The following is a 17,473-nucleotide window of genomic DNA, read 5'->3' as shown; positions in this document are numbered from 1 at the left end:
TCAGGCCGCGGCCTTGACCTTTTCCACGCCGGTCAGCGAGTTGCCGAAGCCGCCGGTGATCTCGACCTCGACCATGTCGCCGATCTTCGCGTCGGTGTTCAGATACACCGACTGGAGCCAGGGCGACTTGCCGAGCATCTGGCCGGGGAGCTTGCCCTGGCGCTCGATCAGCACGGCGCAGGTCTTGCCGATGGTCGCCTGGTTGAAGGCGAGCTGATCGCGGTTGAGCGCGGCCTGGAGGCGCTGGAGGCGCTCGTCCATCACTTCGGCGGGGATATACTGGTCGCGCAGCTCGGCTGCTGGGGTGCCGGGGCGCGGGCTGTACTTGAAGCTGAAGCATTGCGCGTAGCCGACCGCGTCGACCAGGCTCAAAGTCTCCTCGAATTCGGCATCGCTCTCGCCGGGGAAGCCGACGATGAAATCGCCCGACAGCGCGATGTCCGGGCGGGCCGCGCGGACGCGGTCGAGGATCTTCAGGTAGGAATCGCGGCTGTGGCTGCGGTTCATCGCCTTGAGGATGCGATCGCTGCCGGCCTGCACGGGCAAATGGAGGAACGGCATCAGCTTGGCGACCTCGGCATGGGCGCGGATCAGGCCTTCGCGCATGTCGTTGGGATGGCTGGTGGTGTAGCGGATGCGCTCCAGCCCCTCGATCCGGTCGAGCGCGTGGATCAGGCCGTGCAGCCCGGTGCCGGCGTCATCGTCCCAGGCGTTGACGTTCTGGCCGAGCAGGGTGATCTCGCGCGCGCCGGCATCGACCAGCGCCCTGGCCTCGTCGACCAGCTCGGCGAAGGGGCGGCTGATCTCGGCGCCGCGGGTATAGGGCACCACGCAATAGGTGCAGAACTTGTCGCAGCCTTCCTGCACGGTGAGGAAGGCGGTGGGGCCGACCTTGCGGCGCCTGGGCAGCGCGCCGAACTTGCTGTTGGCGGGCATGTCCGTGTCGAGCGCGGAAGTGCCGGCGGCGGCCTTGGCGACCAGTTCGGGCAGGTTGTGATAGGCCTGCGGGCCGACCACGACATCGACCTTGGCGCGGCGGACGATCTCCTCGCCCTCGGCCTGCGCGACGCAGCCGGCGACCGCGATCATCGGCGCGGCGCGATCGGCGGCGGCGGCCTGCTTGCGCAGGCGGCCGATGTCCGAGAACACCTTCTCGGTCGCCTTTTCGCGGATATGGCAGGTGTTGAGCACGATCAGGTCGGCACTGTCGGCGTCGGCAGTCGAAGTCATGCCCTGCGCGGCCATCAGCTCGGCCATGCGCTCGCCGTCATAGACGTTCATCTGGCAGCCGAACGACTTGACGTGGAAGGTCTTGGGATTCTTGGGAGCGTTCATCGGGCGGGCATATAGCTGCGAAAATCGACAACATTAAGCCCCTCCCTGGAAGGGAGGGGTTGGGTGGGTCGATGATCGCGATGCGGCTGGGGTGCGCTCCTGGCTTCAGTATCGCCAGGCCGCCACCCACCCCCGACCCCTCCCTTCCAGGGAGGGGAGTTTCAGGACGTCGCGCCCGGCTTCGGCTTGTAGCCGATCGGGTCCTCGGCGAAGCGGAAGGTGCGAAGCGGCTGGTCGAGCACCTTGACCAAAGCTTCCTCGATCCGGCGGCGGCTTTCGGCGGCGATCACCTTGCGGCCGGGGAAGTCGCGCGGGTGGAAGGGCTCGAGGAAATGGACGTCGAGGCGGAAGCTGCCCTTGCGGCTGAGGATGCGCCTGGCGTTGTTGAGGCCGGTCTCCTGGCCGATCCAGCAGATGTCGTCGGCCGCCGCGCCATAGTGCAGCATCACCGGCTGGACCATCACGCCGGGCGGCGGCGGTTCGAGCACGCGCAGCATCGGCGTCTTGAACGGGAGCAACGACTTGCCGTCGGTCGTCGTGCCTTCGGGAAAGACGGTGATCGCCCAGGTCTCGGCCAGCGCGTCGCGCAGCTCGTTGATCTGCTCGGCGACGCCGAGGCGGTTCTCGCGCTTCACATAGACGGTGCGGTTGAGCCCGGCGAGCCAGCCGACCACCGGAGCGGTCTCGATCTCGGCCTTGGCGATGAAGGCGGTGCCGCTGGCGCCGCCCAGCGCGAGGATGTCGATCCAGCTCAAATGGTTCGAGATGTAGAAGACGTCGCGCTTCAGGTGCGTGCCGACGCGATTGACCCGCGCGCCGCAGATCCGCGCGGCGGTGCCGAGGAAATGGCGCGGCCAGGGGGAGGGCAGGCGGAAGAGGCGGAACAGGTAATGGAGCGGCACGAAGACCAGCAGCGCCAGCACCAGCCCGGCAATGCGCAGGATCACCCGGCACTTGCCGGCGGGGCTCAGCTTCGTGTCGAGTCCCTGGATCGCCTCCTCGCGGCGACGGGCGGCGCGTTCCGCCCGGGTCTCGCCCGCGGGCGCCACCTCAGTTCTTGCGGTCGAGGGCGACGCCGTAGAGTTCCATCCGGTGATCGACCAGGCGGAAGCCCAGCCGCTCGGCGATCTGCTTCTGCAGCAGCTCGAGCTCCGGATCGACGAACTCGATCACTTCGCCGGTCTCGACGTTGATCAGGTGATCGTGATGCGCTTCGGGCGCCGGCTCATAGCGGGCGCGGCCATCGCCGAAATCGTGGCGATCGAGGATGCCCGCCTCTTCGAACAGGCGCACGGTGCGGTAGACCGTGGCGATCGAGATGCCCGGGTCGATCGCCGAGGCGCGCTCATAGACTTTCTCGACGTCCGGATGATCCTCCGCATCGGAGAGGACGCGCGCAATCACCTTGCGCTGTTCGGTAATGCGCAGCCCCTTTTCGTGGCAAAGCGCTTCGAGATCGATCTTACGGCCCATGGCCGCGATGTAGCGTGCGCGGGCGGAAGTTGGAAGACTGTGGCCGCGAAAAGGCGCGATCGCGAAACGAAAAGGCCGGCCCGGAGCGATCCGGACCGGCCTTTTCACATTTCAAATTGTTGCGGCTCAGCGCTTGCGGCGCTTGGTGCCGAGGCCGATCTTCTTCGCCAGGCTGCGGCGCTGCTCGGCATAATTCGGGGCGACCATCGGATAATCGGCCGGCAGGTTCCACTTGGCGCGGTACTGCTCGGGGGTCATCTGATAGTGCGTCATCAGGTGACGCTTCAACATCTTGAGCTTCTTGCCGTCCTCGAGGCACACGATGTAGTCGGGCTTCACCGAGGCGCGAATGGAAACGGCCGGCTCCTGCTTGACTTCCGGCTCGACGGCGGCGCGGCCAAGACCTGCAAGGGCACCATGCACGTTCGAGATCAGAGTCGGAAGGTCGGAGACCGACACGCTGTTGTTGCTGACATGAGCTGCAACAATATCCGCGGTCAGCGTGACCAGCGTTTCATCAATCTCAGCTTGCGTTTCCATTTTTTTCCTTTCGACCCGGGTAAGACGACTATTCGTTGTCGTCTGAGATCGCCCTATCGGACCATTTCGGATCAAACGCAAGACCAAACTTGCATGTTTCCGTAAGTTTCAGGTCAGATCGGCAATATCCCGAGCATAAGTATGTGCGTCAAACAATTGCCCGCCACGCCCACGATAATAATCGCGACGTTCGCCGACCTTTTCGAAGCCTTCGCGACGGTAGAGCTGAACGGCATCGTTTCCTGAGCGAACCTCAAGATGCACGCGTACAGTGTTGCGGCCGCGCGCTTCTTCAATCACGGCACGCAGCAGCGCGCCACCCACGCCGCGCCGCCGCGCGATCGGGCGGGTGGCGAGCAGCAGCAGCTCGACTTCATCGACCGTCGCGCGGGACAGGGCAAAGCCGACATCCTCGCCATCGACACTGGCCACTACCAGCCAGACGCCGGGCAACGAGAGCATGCCCAGGCACTGCGCGCTGGTCCAGGCCTCGCCGAAGCGCGGGTCAAAGGCCTCCTGCATGATGTTGTTGACGCTGTAGAGATCCTGCGAGCCGCCTTCGCGCAGCTCGACGAGGTGCACCGTTCCGCTCATGCCAGGCCCCGCTCGGCGAGCGTCTTGGCATCGGGCGCGCGGCCATAGATCGGTCGCGCGGGCAAGGCGGCAAAGGCGGCGGGGAGCAGCCGGGCATCAGCGGCATTGGGCAGCGTCTCGTGCAGCTCCAGCCCTTCGCCGAGCGCGGCAAGGTGGCGCACGCCGCTGCCGAACGCAGGCAGCGCGCCCAGCGCTTCGCGGGCGGCGGCGGGAACGAGCGAGCGGAACGGCCCGTCTTCCCCAAATGGCTGGGAGTGGAACGCCTGCATGAACACCTCACCGTGCCCCCCTTCGAGGATCACGGCAAGCTGTGGCATACCCGCATTGACGGCAAAGCCGGACGCGGCGAGCAGCGCGAGCGACGAATAGCCTTGCACCTCGACGCCCCAGCCGATCGACAGGCCAAGCGCGGCGGCCAGCCCGACGCGCACGCCGGTAAAGCTGCCCGGGCCGACATCGACCAAAATGCGTGCGGCACGGCCTTCGGCCGGCAGCGATGCGATCATCGGCACCAGGCGCTCGGCATGGCCACGGCCCACCACCTCATGGGCCGCGGCTACCAGGGTCGTCCCGTCGAGAAGCGCTACCGAACAGGCGGCAGTCGCGGTCTCGATGACGAGAGTCAGGTCAGAGGAGCTGATTGAACTTCTCGAATTCCGGGCGGGGGAGGCGATCGAAGATGGTGGAGGGGTCGCCATGTCCCAGCGTCGAGATGAAGTTGGACTTCACATTGGGCTGGTCTGCAAAGAACGCTTCGTCAACCTTGGAGTTGTCGAAACCCGACATCGGGCCGGTGTCGAAGCCGAGCGCGCGAGCGGCGAGGAGCAGATACGCGCCCTGCAGCGACGAGTTGCGGAACGCCGTGGTGTAGCGGGCTTCCTCGGTCGGGAACCAGTCCTTGGCGGTCGGCGCGTGCGGGAAGAGCCAGGGGAGATGCTCGTTGAACGCGAGGTCCATGCCGATGATCACCGTGGCAGGCGCCTTGCGGATCTTGTCCGCATTGGCGGCGCTGGCGAGCTGAGCGAGCTTTTCCTTGGCTTCCGGAGTGGTCACCCAGACGAAGCGCGCGGCCTGGTTGTTGGCCGAGGTCGGGCCCATCTTGGTGAGCTCGTAGATGGCGCGGATATCGGCCTCGGTCACCGGGGCGTCGGTGTAGCCGTTATAGGAGCGCGCGGTACGGAAGAGCGTATCCAGCGCCGCATCGTCGAGCGGAGTGGCCATGAAAACAGTCCTTTCGGAGAAGATTGGGGCTCAGACGGCCCGGACTTCGGTAACTTCGGGAACGTAGTATTTGAGCAGCTGCTCGATGCCGTTCTTGAGCGTGGCGGTCGAGCTGGGGCAGCCCGAACAGGCGCCCTGCATCTGGAGATAGACCTTGCCGGCGTCGAAGCCGCGATAGACGATGTCGCCGCCGTCATTGGCGACGGCCGGGCGCACGCGCGTCTCGATCAGTTCCTTGATCTGCGCGACGATCTCCGCGTCCTCGGGATTGTCGCCGAAATCGGCGCTTTCCGGCGGCACGCTGAAGCCGGCCGACGCGGCATGGAACAGCGGCATGTTGGCGGCGAAGTGATCGAGCAGGATGCCGAGGACATCGGGCTTCACGTCACGCCAGTCGCTGCCCGGCGCGATCGTTACCGAGATGAAGTCGCGGCCGAAGAACACGCCGGTCACGTCGCCCAGAGTAAACAGCGCCACGGCGAGAGGCGAGGCTTCGGCCTCTTCCGGGCTCGCAAAGTCGCGCGTGCCCGCTTCCATCACGGTGCGACCCGGAAGGAACTTGAGCGTCGCCGGATTGGGCGTGGCTTCGGTTTCGATCAGCATGATCGCCATTTGGGCGCTTGGGCGGCGCGGATCAAGCGGGACGCGGGAAACGAAAGGTTTCCGGTGGGGTAGGCGTCGTGCGCAGGTTCGGTTTTGGCGAGGTGCTTTTCCGAAGAGCCCCTTCGTCACCCTGAACTTGTTTCAGCGTCCAAGCCTCCACGGGCGATATCGCTGGTGGTGAGTTGGATGCTGAAACAAGTTCAGCATGACGAACTATGATGGAGGCCGATCCCGGGGGTGGTGGGCCGGACCTCAGGCCTGCTCGTCCTCATGCGTGGTCGCGTCGCTCACGCTCTGGTCGTGGCCGCTCTTGTCGCTGAAGAAGGCGGCGGCGAACAGGCCGCAGCCGAGCAGCGTCGAGATGAACACGCCGCCCACCGTCGCCGCGATCGCGGAAGGATAGAGCGCGTCGTAGAGCGAGAGATACCAGAGCGCACCCGCGACCATCAGCACGCCGGCAAGTGCGATCCACACGATCATCCGGCGAAATTCAGCCCAGGCCTTGGTTTGGTCAGTAGCCATTTCGGCAACTCCTTTTCGGAGGCGCATGTGGGCACGCATTTGCGCTGGATCAATTGGTCGAATTGACCACCCGGTTCCAGCGGATCAGGTTGGCCCGCGCATCCTGGACGAAGGCCGAATGGCGGATCCAGGCGAGGAACCTGTCGACGAACCAGCGGCCGGGCTGGCGCAGCGGCCGGCGGAACTGGATGAGCAGCACGACGCGGGTGCCGCTCGTGTCGTTCCAGACCTCATGGTCATAGGTATCGTCGAACACCAGGGTCTCGCCCTCGGACCAGCGGACGACGCGGTCGTCGATCCGCATCCGCGCATCGCCATCGCGCGGCACGACCAGCCCGAGATGGCAGGTGATCAGCCCCTTGGTGACGCCGCGATGCGCCGGAATATGGGTGCCTGGCGCGAGGATCGAGAAGAAAGCGCTGTTCAGCCCCGGGATCGATTCGACCAGCCGGGTGGTTTCTGGGCAGCGATTCAGATTCTCCTCCACGAAATATCCATATCCGTAGAGAAAGAAGCTGCGCCACTTGTTCGCTGGCGCGATCGCGCGGTGATCGGGGGAGATGTGCGCCAAACTCGGCGCCTGGTGCGGATCGAGCGCGGCGGCGATCGCCTCGGCGCGGATCGCCTGCCAGTTCGCGCGCAGCGCCTGGGTCCAGGCGAAGTCGCGCACGTCGAGCACCGGATCGTTCGAGACCAGCGAGAAGCGCGCGATGAACCGGTCGAAGGTGCCGCGCAGATATTTGCCATATTTGATCAGGAAGGGCCGGTCGCGCTCGGCCCGAAGCGGCGAATCGGGCATGACCGCGCCCGACATCACCGTCAGATCGGGAATCATCTCCCGGGCTTCGCCGACTTCCACTTCGCCTGCGTCCCGCCACATTGCGCTGCCCCGCGCGCTCGGCTCGACCTTCACTGCACCTGACCTTGCTGACTGACTCGCTGTTACGCTGCCTCTTCGACTCGCGGGACTTGCCCACAGGCTGTTTTCTAGGCGGGCGATGGGTCCAAAACATGGCCCTGACGCGGCGCATGGGGGCGGGTTCGTAACGTAGCCGTGCCGGCTTTTCATACATCTGGGAGCAAGGTTCGCGCTGGCATGCCCGGCGCTTCGCTCCTAGATGGACAGCTATGCACTCTTTCCTGCGTGCGCCTCTCGCGCTCCTCGCCCTCGCCTCGCTCGCCCCGGTGCTGCCGGCCCAGGCCCAGCAGAATACCAACCCCCCGGGCGTGCCCGACACCAAGACGGTGGGGCGGCCGGTCCAGACCGCCAAGGATCCCTGGCTCTACGAAAAGAGCGACCTCGTCCATGACGATGCCTGGAAGTTCGGGCGGCTTTCCAACGGCGTGCGCTATGCGGTGCGCAAGAACGGCGTGCCGCCGGGCCAGGTCTCGGTCCGCGTCCGCATGGATGTCGGCTCGCTGATGGAGCAGGACAGCGAGCGGGGCTTCGCGCACTTGCTCGAGCATCTCTCGTTCCGCGGCTCGGTGCACGTGCCCGACGGCGAATCGAAGCGCATCTGGCAGCGGCTGGGCGTGACCTTCGGCTCGGACTCGAACGCGAGCACCACCTTCACCGCCACCACCTACAAGCTCGACCTGCCGATGGCGACGCCGGCCGGGCTCGACGAGAGCTTCAAGATCCTTGCCGGCATGATGTCCGGCCCCGAGATCACCCAGCCGATCCTCAATTCGGAGCGCCCGGTAGTGCTGGCCGAGCAGCGCGAGCAGCCGGGCCCGCAGGTGCGCCTGCGCGACGCGATGCTGGACCTGATGTTCGCCGGCCAGCCGCTCGCCCAGCGCGACCCGATCGGCACGGTGGAGACGCTGAACGGCGCCACCCCGGCGAGCGTCCAGGCCTTCCATGACCGCTGGTACCGCCCCGAGCGCGCCACGATCATCGCGATCGGCGATGTTGATCCGGCGCTGCTCGAGCAGATGATCGTCAAGCATTTCTCGGACTGGAAGGGCACCGGCCCGGCCGTGCCGAGTCCCGATTTCGGCAAGCCCGTGGCTGGTAAGCCGGTCTCGGCCAGCATCGTCGAGCCCGCGTTGCCGGTGCTCACCACGATCACGATCGTCCGCCCCTGGACCGTCGATGGCGACACGGTGATCTTCAACCAGAAGCGGATGATCGACCTGGTCGCGATCCGAATCATCAATCGCCGGCTCGAGACCCGGGCCCGCTCGGGCGGCACCTATATCGCCGCCGGCGCGGATCTGAGCGACCTGGCGCGATCGGCCAACATCACCACGGTGCAGGTGCTGCCGGTCGGCGACGACTGGGAAGCCGCGCTGCGCGACGTGCGCGCGGTGATCGCCGATGCCCAGGCGACCGCGCCGACCCAGGCCGAGATCGACCGCGAAGTCGCCGAGATCGCATCGTCGATGCAGCAGCGGATCAACACCGCGCCGGTGGATGCAGGCGCCAAGCTCGCCGACGACCTGGCCGAGGCGGTCGACATCAACGAGACGGTGACGACCCCCGAATTCTCCTATGCGATCTTCAAGGGCGCGGTGGACGGCAAGATGTTCACCCCCGCCACCGTGCTCGCTTCGTCGAAGACGGTGTTCCAGGGTACCGCGACCCGCGCGATCGTGAACCTGCACGCGCCCGATCCGGCGATCACCACCAAGGTGGCCTCGGCGCTCGAGGCCAATGTCGCCGGTGCCGGCAAGCGCAAGGTGCTGGGCAATGTCAGCTTCGCGGCGCTGCCCAAGCTTGGCCTGCCGGGCAAGGTCGCCAGCCGCGAGCAGATCCTTCCGGGCACCGGCATCGAGAAGCTCGCCTTTGCCAATGGCGTCACGCTGCTGATGCGCCAGGATCCGTCGGAGACCGGCAAGGTCTATGTGAACGTGCGCTTCGGCGGCGGCCTGTCGAGCCTGCCCAACAAGGGCGCGACCCCGGCCTGGGCCGGTGAGCCGGCGCTCGTCGCCAGCGGCGTCGGCAAATACGGACAGGAGGAGCTCGACTATCTGACGGGCAACCGCCAGATCGGCGCCGACTTCGACATCGACGACGATGCCTTCACCCTGCGCGCGCAGACGACCAAGGACGACCTGTCCGACCAGCTCAAGCTGCTCGCCACCAAGCTGTCCGCGCCGGCCTGGGATCCGAACCCGGTCAACCGCGCCAAGGCGGGCATCCTGTCGGGCTATGCCGGCCTCTCGGCCTCGCCGGACGCGGTGATGAGCCGCGACCTCGAGCGGCTGCTCCACAATGGCGATCCGCGCTGGGGCGTGCCGTCCAAGGCAGTGATCGAGGCGACCACCCCGGCCAGCTTCCGCAAGTTCTGGGAGCCGTTGCTGGCGACCGGCCCGATCGAAGTCGAGGTGTTCGGCGACATGGATGCCGAGGCGACGGTGAAGGCCGTGGCCGCCACCTTCGGCGCGCTCAAGCCGCGCGTCGCCAGCATGGCGCCGCGCGTGCCGTTCGAGTTCCCCGCGCATGTCGCCACCCCGGTGACGCTGACCCATACCGGCCAGCCCAACCAGGCGGCGGCGGTGATCGCCTGGCCGACCGGCGGCGGCACCGCCAATGGCGGCATCACCGAGAGCCGCAAGCTCGAGGTGCTCGCCGCGATCTTCCGCGACCGGCTGCTCGACCAGCTGCGCAGCCAGGCGGGCGTCAGCTACTCGCCGCAGGTGGCGAGCCAGTGGCCGCTCGGCCTGTCGACCGGCGGCAAGATCATGGCGCTCGGCATGGTGCCGCCGGACAAGGTCGACTTCTTCTTCGAGCTGTCGCGCAAGATCGCGGCCGATCTCGTCGCGAAGCCGGTCGATGCCGACGAGCTCAACCGCGCGCTGACGCCGCTCAAGCAGCAGATCCTGCGCATGTCGTCGGGCAACATGTTCTGGATGCGCCTGGTCGAGGGCGGCACCTATGACCCGGCACGCATCGCCGCGGTCGAGACGCTGGCCCAGGACTATTCGCGAGTGTCCCCGGCCGATGTGCAGGGCCTGGCGATGAAGTATCTCCGCCCGGACAAGGACTGGACGGTGAAGGTGGTGCCGGAGGCGAAGTGAGGCTCCGGCGGCCCGACTGAAATGCGAAAGGCCGGGGTGGAAGCCCCGGCCTTTTTCGTTTCGTCGTCCCGGTTTCCTATCGTCATCCCGGCGAAAGCCGGGATCTCAGGCGAAGGCGCGGGGAAAGAGCCGCACGAGATCCCGGCTTTCGCCGGGATGACGCGTGCGGCGATCAATCCTTCTTCGGATCTTCCATCGGCGGGGTGTTCGTGCGGTAGAGCGCGTCGAGGCGGTCGCCATAGACCGCCTTCAGGATGTGGCGGCGGATCTTGAGCGAGGGGGTCAGCTGCTCGTTCTCGATCGTGAAGGGTTCGTCGGCGACGATGAACTTGCGGACGCGCTCGATCACCGACAGGTCCTTGTTGACCCGCTCCACCGCCGCGCCGAGCGCCGCCTTGTAGTCGGGATCGTGCGACAGCTCCTTGAAGTCGCACTTGGTCGCCGTGTGGGCGCACCATTCGGCGGTCCATTCGGGATCGGGGACGATCACCGCGGACATATAGGGCTTCTTGTCGCCGGCGATCATCGCCTGGACGATCTCGGGCTGCAGCGTCAGCATGCCCTCGACCTTCTGGGGCGCGACATTGTCGCCCTTGTCGTTGACGATGATGTCCTTCTTGCGATCGGTGATCTTGATGCGGCCCTTCTCGTCGATATGGCCGATGTCGCCGGTATAGAGCCAGCCGTCCTTGAGGACGCGCCTGGTCTCTTCCTCGTTGCGCCAATAGCCGTGCATCACGAGCTCGCCGCGCACCAGGATCTCGCCGTCATCGGCGATGCGGACCTCGACATCGGGCAAGGGCGGGCCGACCGTGTCCATCTTGAGCCCGGCCTTGGGCCGGTTGCACGAGATCACAGGGGCGGCCTCGGTCTGGCCATAGCCCTGGAGGAAGGTGATGCCGAGGCTCTGGAAGAAGATGCCGACTTCCGGATTGAGCGGCGCGCCGCCCGAGACCATCGCCTTGATCCGCCCGCCGAACTTCCTGGCGAGCTTGGGCTTGAGCGTGGCGCCGAGCAGCAGGTTCATCGGCAGGTCGCGGAGCCCCGAATTGCCCGCCGCCCTGCGTCCGCCGATCGCCACCGCCTTGTCGAGCAGGAAATTGGCGAAATTGCCCTGCTTCTCGACCTGCTTGACGATGCGGGTGCGCAGCACCTCGAACAGGCGGGGGACGACGACCATCAGCGTCGGGCGCACTTCCTCGATGTTCGAGGCGAGCTTCTCCAGCCCTTCGGAATAATAGATCTGCGCGCCGAGCCCGATCGGGAAGAACTGGCCGCCGGTATGCTCATAGGCATGGCTGAGCGGCAGGAAGCTGAGGAACACTTCGTCCTCCCAGCCGAAATCCTCGGAGATGATCGTGCAGCAGCCCTCGACGTTGCACAGGATCGCGCCGTGGTGCTGCATCACGCCGCGCGGGGAGCCGCCGGTGCCGCTGGTGTAGATGATGCAGGCCAGGTCCTCGCGCCGCCAGTTGCACGAGACGCCGCGCGGATCGGTGTCGTGCTTCGCGATCAACGCGCGCCAGTCATGGAATTCCAGGCTGCTCTGCTGCCCGACGCGCAGGTCTTCCAGCCCGATGATCATCCGGGCGGTGGACGCGCGGATCGCCGCCGGCAGCAGCGTCTTGGCCAGCTTGCCGTTCGAGACGATGATCGCGCAGGCGCCCGAGTTCTCGATGATGTGCTGGTGGTCGCGCTCGGTGTTGGTCGTGTAGGTCGGCACCGTCACGCAGCCCGCGGCCATGATCGCCAGGTCGCTGATGCAGAATTCCGGGCGGTTCTCCGAGACGAGCATCACCCGGTCGCCGCGCTTCAGGCCGAGCGCGGTGAGCGCCGCCGACAGGCTTGCCACCTGCCGCGCGGCTTCCGCCCAGCTGGTCGGCTGCCATTTCCCGCCCGCCTTGTGCCAGAGGAAGGGCGCGTCGCCCTTTTCCCGCGCGCGCGCGAAGAACATCTGGACCAGGTTCTCAAACCGTTCGAGCCTACGCATTCCCTCTCCCCATACGGGCACCCCTTTCCGGGGCGTCCCGCCTTATTCCGACGGCCGGTTCGGCTGCGCGCCCACGCGGGTGATAACGGTCGTGTGGCCCTGTTGGTCCATCACGACGCCCTCGCTGCGCGGATCGGCGCCGCCGGTCCAGCGGCCCTTCACCCGCTCGACCGCATTCATCTTGAGCCCGAGCGGGCCCGATTGCACCTTCTCGCCCAACGCCTGCAGCGCCGGGACCATCGCGTCAAGCTGGGTGCCCTTCTCGGCAGTCGCCATCATGCCCGGCGCATAGAGCAGGCCGAGGCCGATCGCGTCCTGGGCCGAAAGCTTCCAGTCGACCACGCCGATGATGCCCTTCGCCACCTGTGCGATGATCGTCGAGCCGCCGGCCGCGCCGATCGCGAGGCGGACCTTGCCATCCGGGCCATAGACGATCGTCGGCGCCATCGAGCTGCGCGGGCGCTTGCCGCCCTCGACCCGGTTGGCGACGAGATAGCCGTCCTTCTCGGGGACGATGTCGAAATCGGTCAGCTCGTTGTTCAGCATCGTGCCGTCGACCGACAGGCCCGAGCCGAACGGGCTCTCGATCGTGGTTGTCACCTGGGTGACATTGCCGGCCTTGTCGACGATGGAGAGCGAGGTGGTGCCGTGCACTTCCATGCTCTGCGCCTTGATCCGCTTCGGCGCGCCCACGGGCTTGCCGGCCTCGACCACGGCCATGCTCTTGTCGGGCGAGATCAGCGCCGAGCGGCCGGCGAGATACTTGCGGTTGAGCAGGCCGGCCAGCGGCACCTGCACATAGTCCGGATCGCCGACATACATGTCGCGGTCGGCATAGGCGAGGCGCGAGCTCTCGGCGAACAGGTGCCAGGCGACGGGATTGTCCTTGCCGAGCTTCGCCATGTCGAAGCGCTCGAGCTGCGCCAGGATCATCAGCACGGTGACGCCGCCCGAGGAGGGCGGGCCCATCGAGCAGATCTTGTAGGCGCGGTAGGTGCCGCAGAGCACCGGGCGGTCCTTGGCGGCATAGGCGGCGAGGTCGCCGGTCGTCATCTTCGACGGGTTGCGCGCGGCGTTGTTGACGGTGGCGACCAGCTTCTCGGCCTGGGGGCCGACATAGAAGCTGTCGGGGCCGAGCTTCGCGACGCGCTCGAGCAGCGCGGCCTGTTGCGGGTTGGTGACGCGGGTGCCGGTGGCGATCGGCTTGCCGTCGGCGCCGTAATAGATGGCGCGGGTGCCGACATCGACATGCGGGGCATAGCTGCGCAGGGCGTTGTTGAGGCGGGGCGAGACGTCGAAGCCGTCGCGGGCGAGCCGGATCGCGGGCTGGAACAGCCGGGCCCAGGGCAGCCTGCCGCCGCGGGCATGCGCCAGCGCCATGGCGCGCAGCGTGCCGGGCACGCCGACGCTGCGCCCGCCGGGGACCGCGGCGCGGTGGTCGAGCGGCTGGCCGTCCGGGCCGTAGAACCAGCGATTGTCCGCCGCCATGGGGGCTGCCTCGCGCCCGTCGATCGTGCGGATCTTGCCGGTCTTCACATTGTACTGGAGGAAGAAGGCGCCGCCGCCGATGCCGGCGCTCTGCGGCTCCACCACGTTGAGCGCGAGCATCGTCGCGATCGCCGCGTCGGTGGCGCTGCCGCCCGCGTTGAGGATCTCGGTGCCGGCGGCCGCCGCGCGGGGGTCCGCCGCACTCACCACACCCTGGGCCGAAGCCGCGACGGGCGCGGCAAGGAACGCGAACAGCAGGATCAGCTTCTTCATGACCCTAGCCGTAGCGGGCTTTGGCCGGAGCGCAAAGACGCTACGGCCAGGGGCAAACGATCGGATGGTTGCGTGGGGGTATAACCGGGCGCAATCTCTCCGGGTATCGCGGTCAACAGGAGGGTTCGCATGACCACCGCCTCGACATTCGCATCTCCCTCGCTCCTGCGCGCACTCGCCAAGCGCTGGTGGCTGTTCACCCTGCGCGGCGCGGCGGGCATCGCCTTCGGCTTCCTCGCGCTGCTGTGGCCGGGGGTGGCGCTGCTTACCCTGGCGATCGTCTGGGGCGCCTATGCGCTGACCGACGGCGCGTTCGCGCTCGCCGCCGCGATGTCGGGCATGCGCAGCGGCGACACGCCGCGCTGGTGGCTGGTGCTGACCGGCCTGGCGGGCATCGCCGCCGGCCTGCTCACCTTCATCTGGCCGGGGGTTACCGTGCAGGTGCTCCTCCTGCTCATCGCCGCCTGGGCGCTGGTCACCGGCGTGATGGAAGTCGCCGGCGCGATCGCGCTGCGCAAGGAGATCGAGGGCGAGATCTTCCTGATCCTCGCCGGCCTCGCCTCGATCGCCTTCGGCATCGCGTTGCTGGCCTGGCCGGTCGCGGGCGCGATCAGTCTGGTATGGCTGATCGCCTGGGTGTCGATCTTCGCCGGCGCGACCTATGTCGCGCTGTCGCTGCGGCTGAAGAAGCTGGCCGGCTAGGCCAGCGCCTTCGCGATCGCCCGGGCCAGGCCGGGGCCCTTGTAGACCAGCGCCGAATAGACCTGGACGAGCGTCGCCCCCGCATCGACGCGGCGCTTGGCCTCGTCCGGGCTGTCGATCCCGCCCGCCGAGATCAGCGGCAGCGCGCCGCCGGCGATCTCCCGTGCCTCGACCAGCTTGGCGCGGGAGAGCTCGGTGAGCGGCTTGCCCGACAGGCCGCCCGCTTCCCCGCCATGGGCCGAGCGAAGCGGCGGGCGCGAGATGGTGGTGTTCGAGACGATCAGCGCATCGATATGATTGTCGACCGCCGCCTGGATCGCACCCTCCAGCCCGGCGCGGTCGAGATCGGGCGCGACCTTGAGGAAGATCGGCGTCTTGCCGCGCGCGGCATGGCTGGCGGCGAGCAGCTCGTCGAGCGCCGGGCGGCTCTGCAGGTCGCGCAGGCCCGGCGTGTTGGGCGAGCTGACATTGATCGTGATGTAATCGGCGAGCGCCGCTGCCTTGCCGACGCCGAGCGCATAGTCGGCGACGCGGTCGTCGCTGTCCTTGTTGGCGCCGACATTGATGCCGAGCAGCCCCTTGCGCGGGCCGAGCTTCGCAATGCGCGCGAGCGCCGCGTCGATCCCGCCATTGTTGAAGCCCATGCGGTTGATCACCGCTTCGTCCTCGACCAGCCGGAACAGCCGCGGCCTGGGATTGCCCGGCTGGGGGCGGGGGGTGAGGGTGCCGACTTCGACCGCGCCGAAGCCCAGCGCGAACAGCCCCGGAATCGCCTCGGCATCCTTGTCGAGCCCGGCCGCGAGCCCGATTCGGTTCGGAAAGGTCAATCCTCCCAATTGGATGGGCGATTGCACCATTTCGGATGAAAAAGGCGTGCCGAGCGATCCCCAGAGCGCGAGGGCGCGGATCGCGGCGCGGTGCGCCTTCTCGGCATCGAGCGCGAACAGCGCGGAGCGGAAGCCATAGGTCATGGGCATGGCCTTCGCATCGGATTTTCCCTCCGTAAAGCTGCGTATGTCGATTCCTTCCAATACGCTGGCCGAGGGGCGGGCTAGAGGAGAACTGCGACCCGAGGGGTTTCCGCTCAATGGGGGAACCCTTTCCTTTTGGCCCGGTTGGCTTCGGCTAACCGGGCCACTTTTCTATTTGGCGACCACGCGGTATATTTGGCCCACAAAAGAGGGAATCCGAGGAGGGGAAAACTCGGATGAACAGGGCATAACATGCGGGGCGCAACCAGGATGAAACCGGCCCATCCGGCCGCTGAGAATGACCGCGATCCGCGGCCTCAGATCGAATTCCGCAAGGCGGAGGGCGCGCTGCTCCCGCACGTGGAATCCTACTATCTCTATCGCCATGACGGCGCGGATCTGGAAGGGATCGAACGCGTCGATCTCGGCCAGCTCCGCTTCGTCATCAAGGGGAGCGGCACGGTCCACTTCCCCGACGGGCATAGCGAGAGCACCAAGAAGGTGATGATCAACGGCCCGGGCACGGCCGCCGCCTCCTATCGCATGCAGGGGCCGTTCCACTGCTTCGGCGTGTCGCTGCGCGCGATCGGCTGGAAGGCGCTGATCGGCCTGCCGGCCTACAAGGTCGCCGACCATATCGTCGATGGCGAGAAGCTCTTCTGCGAGCAGGCGGGGCTGCTCTGGCACCGTCTCCACAAGATGGAGACGCTCGACGAGATGATCGATGCGATCGAACCGCTGCTCAAGATGCGCCAGCATGAAGTGAAGCCGGTGCCGGCGGCGCATCTCGTCTTCCTGCGCGCGGTGCGCGAATGGGCGGCGACCAAGGATCCGACGATCGACGATCTCTATGCGCGGATCCGCAAGAGCTCGAACATCGGCGAGCGCCAGGTCCAGCGGCTGTGCAAGGACTATTTCGCCGGCAGCCCGGCGCACCTGAAGCGCAAGTTTCGCGCGATCGGCGCGGCGATGCGCATCTATCAGGGCGCGAGCGTGGACGAAGTGGTCGAGCCCTTCTCGGACCAGTCGCACATGATCAACGAGATCCGGCAGTTCACGGGGCACACGCCGACGTCGCTGCGCGCGGCTATCGATCCGATACTGGCGGTGACGCTCGACAACGAAACCTTCCATTTCCTGCCGGATGTGATCCCCGAATCGGTTGACCTTCGCCGCCGCTGAGCCCATTTGGCCAATCGGAACATATTTGTCCGATTGAGCCCGGAGCGCGGTTGCGCGAAGGGGCGGCAAGGGAATTCAAGTGCGCCTGTCGAGCCTCGCTGACTATGCGGTCGTGATGATGTCCGCCGCGGCGCGCCATTGCGGCGCGACGTGCCGGCTCAACGCGACCCTGCTCGCCGAGGATACCGGGCTGCCGCTTCCCACCGTGCAGAAGCTGGTGAGCAAGCTCTCTGGCGCGGGCCTGATCGAGAGCGCGCGCGGCACCGGCGGCGGCTTCCGCCTGGCGCGTCCGGCGGCGGCGATCACCCTGGCCGACATTGTCGAGGCCGTCGAAGGTCCGATCGCGCTGACCAGCTGCGTTGATGCCGGCAAGCAGGATTGCTGCGTGCAGGACAGCTGCAAGGTGAAGCCGCACTGGAATGTCGTGAACGGTGCTGTAAAGGGCGCGCTCGCGGGCATTTCCCTCGCCCAGATTTCCAGCGCGCCGGCAGATGCCGGGGCGCACACTCCGGCAGACTCGATCCGGACCCCGGCGCTGGCCGGGGAGCAGGTGTAA

Annotated in this window: 17 protein-coding genes; 4 read left to right on the top strand and 13 right to left on the bottom strand. The window is 66.9% G+C overall.

Annotation, left to right across the window (positions count from 1 at the left end; all coding sequences use genetic code 11):
* The 10 genes from miaB to AC1RJ5_RS10575 all read right to left on the bottom strand — a co-directional run bounded on the left by miaB (position 1) and on the right by AC1RJ5_RS10575 (position 7,168).
* Positions 1-1,335 carry a tRNA (N6-isopentenyl adenosine(37)-C2)-methylthiotransferase MiaB gene (gene miaB / locus AC1RJ5_RS10620; protein ID WP_493113227.1) on the bottom strand — a complete coding sequence of 445 codons (1,335 nt, stop codon included), beginning with the start codon at positions 1,333-1,335 and terminating at the stop codon, positions 1-3.
* Positions 1,336-1,496: 161 nt separating this feature from the next.
* Positions 1,497-2,384, bottom strand: a complete 888-nt coding sequence (locus AC1RJ5_RS10615; protein ID WP_493113225.1) for a lysophospholipid acyltransferase family protein — start codon at positions 2,382-2,384, stop codon at positions 1,497-1,499.
* Between the two features lies 1 nt (position 2,385).
* The gene (locus AC1RJ5_RS10610; RefSeq protein WP_184161227.1) at positions 2,386-2,808 is read right to left on the bottom strand and encodes a Fur family transcriptional regulator; all 423 of its coding nucleotides are present in this window, start codon (positions 2,806-2,808) and stop codon (positions 2,386-2,388) included.
* Positions 2,809-2,934: 126 nt separating this feature from the next.
* Positions 2,935-3,348, bottom strand: coding sequence for a Ros/MucR family transcriptional regulator (locus tag AC1RJ5_RS10605; RefSeq protein WP_269573920.1), 414 nt, complete (start codon positions 3,346-3,348; stop codon positions 2,935-2,937).
* A gap of 108 nt (positions 3,349-3,456) precedes the next feature.
* Positions 3,457-3,942: a GNAT family N-acetyltransferase gene (locus AC1RJ5_RS10600; protein ID WP_493113222.1), complete on the bottom strand. Its 486-nt coding sequence runs from the start codon at positions 3,940-3,942 to the stop codon at positions 3,457-3,459.
* Entirely contained in the window at positions 3,939-4,583 is a 645-nt protein-coding gene (gene tsaB, locus AC1RJ5_RS10595) for a tRNA (adenosine(37)-N6)-threonylcarbamoyltransferase complex dimerization subunit type 1 TsaB (RefSeq protein WP_493114669.1), read from the bottom strand. Before tsaB ends, AC1RJ5_RS10600 begins: the two co-directional genes overlap by 4 nt.
* Complete coding sequence (locus AC1RJ5_RS10590) at positions 4,570-5,163, bottom strand: malonic semialdehyde reductase (protein ID WP_342250214.1); 594 nt, start codon at positions 5,161-5,163, stop codon at positions 4,570-4,572. Before AC1RJ5_RS10590 ends, tsaB begins: the two co-directional genes overlap by 14 nt.
* A gap of 30 nt (positions 5,164-5,193) precedes the next feature.
* Complete coding sequence (locus AC1RJ5_RS10585) at positions 5,194-5,766, bottom strand: NifU family protein (protein ID WP_269573922.1); 573 nt, start codon at positions 5,764-5,766, stop codon at positions 5,194-5,196.
* Between the two features lie 252 nt (positions 5,767-6,018).
* On the bottom strand, positions 6,019-6,288 hold the full coding sequence (locus AC1RJ5_RS10580) for a hypothetical protein (protein WP_269573923.1): 270 nt from the start codon (positions 6,286-6,288) through the stop codon (positions 6,019-6,021).
* A 49-nt stretch (positions 6,289-6,337) separates the two neighbouring features.
* Positions 6,338-7,168, bottom strand: a complete 831-nt coding sequence (locus AC1RJ5_RS10575) for an aspartyl/asparaginyl beta-hydroxylase domain-containing protein (RefSeq protein WP_269573924.1) — start codon at positions 7,166-7,168, stop codon at positions 6,338-6,340.
* 248 nt (positions 7,169-7,416) lie between these two features.
* Between AC1RJ5_RS10575 and AC1RJ5_RS10570 the strand changes: the two genes are divergently transcribed.
* Positions 7,417-10,311: a M16 family metallopeptidase gene (locus tag AC1RJ5_RS10570; RefSeq protein ID WP_493113219.1), complete on the top strand. Its 2,895-nt coding sequence runs from the start codon at positions 7,417-7,419 to the stop codon at positions 10,309-10,311.
* Positions 10,312-10,483: 172 nt separating this feature from the next.
* Here the strand turns inward: AC1RJ5_RS10570 and AC1RJ5_RS10565 are convergent, their stop codons facing one another.
* Together AC1RJ5_RS10565 and ggt are read right to left on the bottom strand one after the other, a co-directional pair.
* Complete coding sequence (locus tag AC1RJ5_RS10565; RefSeq protein WP_493113217.1) at positions 10,484-12,301, bottom strand: AMP-dependent synthetase/ligase; 1,818 nt, start codon at positions 12,299-12,301, stop codon at positions 10,484-10,486.
* A gap of 42 nt (positions 12,302-12,343) precedes the next feature.
* The gene (gene ggt / locus AC1RJ5_RS10560) at positions 12,344-14,062 is read right to left on the bottom strand and encodes a gamma-glutamyltransferase (protein WP_269573927.1); all 1,719 of its coding nucleotides are present in this window, start codon (positions 14,060-14,062) and stop codon (positions 12,344-12,346) included.
* Positions 14,063-14,191: 129 nt separating this feature from the next.
* Here ggt and AC1RJ5_RS10555 point away from each other — a divergent pair, with 129 nt between their 5' ends.
* Entirely contained in the window at positions 14,192-14,764 is a 573-nt protein-coding gene (locus AC1RJ5_RS10555; protein ID WP_269573928.1) for an HdeD family acid-resistance protein, read from the top strand.
* Here the strand turns inward: AC1RJ5_RS10555 and AC1RJ5_RS10550 are convergent.
* Positions 14,761-15,735, bottom strand: coding sequence for a quinone-dependent dihydroorotate dehydrogenase (locus tag AC1RJ5_RS10550; RefSeq protein ID WP_269573929.1), 975 nt, complete (start codon positions 15,733-15,735; stop codon positions 14,761-14,763). The genes AC1RJ5_RS10555 and AC1RJ5_RS10550 overlap by 4 nt on opposite strands.
* A gap of 270 nt (positions 15,736-16,005) precedes the next feature.
* On the opposite strand from AC1RJ5_RS10550, the gene AC1RJ5_RS10545 reads away from it, so the two are divergent.
* A complete protein-coding gene (locus AC1RJ5_RS10545; protein ID WP_269573930.1) occupies positions 16,006-16,917 on the top strand; it encodes a helix-turn-helix domain-containing protein in 912 nt (303 codons plus the stop codon).
* Between the two features lie 79 nt (positions 16,918-16,996).
* Complete coding sequence (locus tag AC1RJ5_RS10540) at positions 16,997-17,473, top strand: SUF system Fe-S cluster assembly regulator (RefSeq protein WP_493113213.1); 477 nt, start codon at positions 16,997-16,999, stop codon at positions 17,471-17,473.

It is taken from the genome of Sphingomonas sp. GW822-FHT03G08 (genome assembly GCF_058801135.1).
This window is presented reverse-complemented; position numbering and strand designations above follow the sequence as displayed.